The sequence below is a fragment of the Micromonospora sp. M51 genome (genome assembly GCF_018070305.1).
Classification (GTDB): Bacteria; Actinomycetota; Actinomycetes; order Mycobacteriales; family Micromonosporaceae; genus Micromonospora; species Micromonospora parva.
Genome location: NZ_JAGPXZ010000560.1, coordinates 1 through 4221, shown reverse-complemented (window position 1 = coordinate 4221; position 4221 = coordinate 1). Strand labels below are relative to the sequence as shown.

The window sequence follows — 4221 nt, the reverse complement described above, 5'->3', positions numbered from 1 at the left end:
ACCAACAACACCGCCGTCATCCTCTGGCCCTGCGGCACGGCCACCAACCAGCAGTGGCGCGTCGCCGCCGCCGACTACCAACCGCTTCTCGACGTCGGCTTCAGCGGCACCTTCACCTCCACCACCGGTTACACGCCGTCGACGGGTGAGCTGGTCGACGGGCAGCTCACCCGACTGGCCGGCAGCGAGACGATCAGCGGTTCGGCCGTCACGCTCACCGGGGGTGGCACCGGCGTCGGGTTCTCCCCACGAATCCCGGTGACCAGCACGAAGTACGTCAACCGGAGCCTGCTGGCCGAGGCGGTGGTACGCCGCCAGAGCGCCGCCACGCTGAGCTTCGACACGGTGCTCAGCCTCGCCGGCGGGGGCTACTACCGCTACGCCAGCGGCTCGCAGACCACCACCGAGTTCGGTATGTACGGACCGGACGCGCCGTACCACGACACCCGGCAGAGCGGGCCGAACCTGGCCGACACGCAGGACACCCACGTGGCGTTGGCCTACGAGTACGTGAGCGACACCGCGGCCCGGCTCGTCGCGTACGTCAACGGCTGCCAGGTGGGCAGCACCGTCACCACGCCGGTGGCCGCGGCCAACGCCTCGCAGGGCCTGCTGACCTTCGGCAACGACGCCGGAACCCGTAACCGTGGCTGGCACGGCACTGTGGACGCCATCGCCCTCGCGACGATGACCGGCGCCGCCGGTCCGGTCGACTTCCAGCTCGACGCGCCGGTCTGCGGGGGCACCCCGCCGCCGCCCGGCTGCGCGGGCGACCCGGGCAGCAGCGGCCCGGTCACCCCGGCCACCGTCATCACCGTCGAGCGGTGCGACACCCTCGACCGGATCCGGCAGAAGGCGGCCCAGGTCACCCCGTCGGCCGCCCAACTGGCCTGGCAGCAACGGGAACTGACGGCGTTCCTGCACTACGGCATGAACACCTTCACCGACGTCGAGTGGGGCAGCGGGAACGAGGACCCGGCCCAGTTCAACCCGACGACAGTCAACCCCGCCCAGTGGATAGATGTGCTCAAGCGCAACGGGTTCAAGCAGGTCATCCTCACCGTCAAGCACCACGACGGGTTCCTGCTCTACCCGTCGCGCTACAGCACCCACTCGGTGCGCAGCAGCCCCTGGTGGGGTCGTACCAGCCAGAGCGACATCCTGCGGGCCACCGTCGACGCCGCCCGCGCGGCAGGTCTCGCCGTCGGCTTCTACCTCTCCCCCGCCGACGGCGCGGAGATCCCGGGCCGACGCGGTGGCGACCGGTTCGGCAACGGCAGCGCCAAACGGAGCGTCACCATCCCCACGCTCGTCGCCGGGGACACCCGCACCCCGACTCAGACGTACGCGTACCAGGCCGACGACTACAACGCCTACTTCCTCAACCAGCTCTACGAGCTGCTCACCGAGTACGGGCCGATGGCCGAGGTGTGGTTCGACGGCGCCAACCCGTACACCGCGTACCCGCAGCCGTACCAGGTCGGTGACTGGTACCGGCTGATCCGGGCCCTGCAACCGAACGCCACGATCGCGATCAACGGGCCGGACGTGCGCTGGGTCGGTTCCGAGTCCGGGGCGTTCCGGGCCGACGAGTGGAGCGCGCTGCCGTTCCGGGGCACCGATCCCGGTGCGCTCAACCGGGACGACGACATGCTCACCGGTGCCGCGTCGAGTGACCTGGGTTCCAGCGCGCTGATCGGCCGCAACCTGGGCTCGATCACCTACCTGTCGTGGTACCCGGCCGAGGCGGACGTGTCGATCCGGCCCGGCTGGTTCTGGCACTCCGGCCAGAACGGCTCGGTCAAGCAGCCGGCCGCCCTGATGCAGCTCTACGAGAACGCGGTGGGCCGCAACGCCAACCTGCTGCTCAACGTCCCGCCGAACCGGGCCGGCGTGATCGACGCGCCGGACGTCAGCGCCCTCGACGGGTTCGGCACCGCGCAACGCGCCCGGTACGGCCGGGAGCTGTTCGCCAAGGCGGGTGCGACCGGCACCCACGCCGCCCTCACCGACGCGGCCCTGGGCACGTCCTGGTCGCCCTCGGGCGGCGCCCTCACCGGCGCGGTCGAGCTGACGGCCTGCCGGGCCCGCACGTTCGACCGGGTCCTGGTGCAGGAGTCGGTCGGCAACGGCCAGCGCGTCGAGGCGTTCGCCGTGGACGCCTGGATCAACGGGGGCTGGCAACAGGTCGCCGCCGCCGCGACGGTCGGCTACAAGCGGATCGTTGCGCTGTCCACCGCCGTGACGAGTGACCGGCTGCGGCTGCGGGTCACCGCCGCGCGCGGCGTACCGCAGATCGCGACGCTCACCGCGTACGCGACCGACAGCACCGCCAACCCGGCGTCCTGCTGATTCCCAACCCTTTTCCCGAGAGGAACGGTTCATGCGTCTTCGACGTATCAGCGTCACCGGAGCGGTGGGAGCACTGGCCGCCGCACTGCTGACCGTGCCGGTCACGGCGGTCACCCCGGCCTCGGCCGTACCGGGTGACCTCCAGGTGATCCCGGCACTGAAGCAGTGGACGGCGGGCACCGGCAGCTACACCTTCGGGGCCGCCACCCGCATCGTTGTCGACCCCGCCTACACCGCCCAGCTCAACGACGACGCGGCCACCTTCGCCGCCGACCTGCGGGACCTGACCGGCCGCACCGTCGCGGTCACCACCGGAACCGCGGCCACCGGCGACATCCGGCTGACCCTGGGCGGCAGCCAACCCGCCGAGGGTTACACGATGACCGTCGGGTCGAGCATCGCCATCCAGGGCTCGACCGACACCGGCGCCTTCTACGGCACGCGGACGGTGCTGCAACTGCTCAAGCAGTCCAGCACGGTGCCGGCCGGTACGACCACCGACGCCCCGACCAAGTCCGAACGCGGCATGATGGTCGACGTCGGACGCAAGTACTTCACTGTCGACTGGCTCCGCAAGCACGTCAAGGAGCTCGCCTACCTGAAGATGAACCGGCTGCACCTGCACCTGTCCGACACGTTCGGGTTCCGGTTGGAGAGCACCACCCACCCGGAGGTGGTGTCGGAGCAGTACTACACCAAACAGCAGATCCGCGACCTCATCGCCCTGGCCGCGCAGTACCACATCGAGGTCATTCCCGAGATCGACATGCCGGGACACATGAACGCCATCCTGGCCGACCACCCGGACCTGCAACTCGCCGACACCAACGGCAACCGCAACCCCTACTACCTCGACCTGTCCAAGCCGGGCGCGTACACCCTCACCCGGGACCTCATCACCGAGTTCCTGCCGCTGTTCCCCGGCCGGTACTGGCACATCGGCGCGGACGAGTACGTCGGCAACTACGCCGCCTATCCGCAACTGCTGACGTACGCCCGCGCGACCTACGGGCCGAACGCCACCGCCAAGGACACCTACTACGGCTTCATCAACTGGGCCAACGACATCGTCCGCGCCGGCGGCAAGACCACCCGCATGTGGAACGACGGCATCGGCACCGACGGCACCATCCGGCCGGCGTCCAACATCCACGTCGAGGTCTGGTACAACTACGGCATCACCCCGCAGGCCCTGCTGGACCGCGGGCACACCATCTCCAACCAGGCGTGGGATCCCACCTACTACGTCCCCGCCATCAGCAAGCCGAACGTGACGTGGGCGTACGAGACCTGGACCCCGGAGCGCTTCCAGGGCAACAACACCGTCAACGCTCCGTCCCGCAACCTCGGCACGGTGCTGCACATCTGGTGTGACTACCCGGACGCGGAGACCGAGGACCAGATCGCCGCCGGCATCCGGACCATCCTGCGCGTCATCGCCCAGCAGACCTGGGGTTCACCGAAGCCGGTCGCCACGTACACCGCCTTCACCCCGATCATCGACCGCATCGGTCGGGCTCCCGGCGGCCCGGCGGTGGCGACCGGCAACCTGGCGACCAACCGCCCGGTGACCGCGTCGTCGACCGAGACGGCCAGCTTCCCGGCGTCGGCGGCGGTGGACGGCGACATCAGCACCCGCTGGTCGTCGGCCTACACCGACCCGAGCTGGATCCAGGTCGACCTCGGCAGCAGCCAGGAACTGTCCCGCGTCGCACTACGCTGGGAGGCCGCCTACGCGCGGGCGTACCAGATCCAGACCTCCACCAACGGCACCACCTGGACCACGGCGGTGACCGTCACCGCCGGGGACGGCGGGGTGGACGAACACGCCCTCAACACCACCGCCCGGTACGTGCGCATGCAGGGCAC

2 protein-coding genes are annotated in these 4221 nt (G+C 70.0%); both read left to right on the top strand.

Features of this window, described 5'->3' with window-relative positions:
• Nucleotides 1-2352 (top strand): alpha-L-fucosidase (locus KBX53_RS24460; protein ID WP_210861872.1); only part of this gene is annotated, 2352 nt, incomplete at its 5' end.
• 31 nt (nt 2353-2383) lie between these two features.
• Nucleotides 2384-4221: family 20 glycosylhydrolase (locus KBX53_RS24455; protein ID WP_210861871.1), on the top strand; the 1838-nt coding region annotated here is incomplete at its 3' end.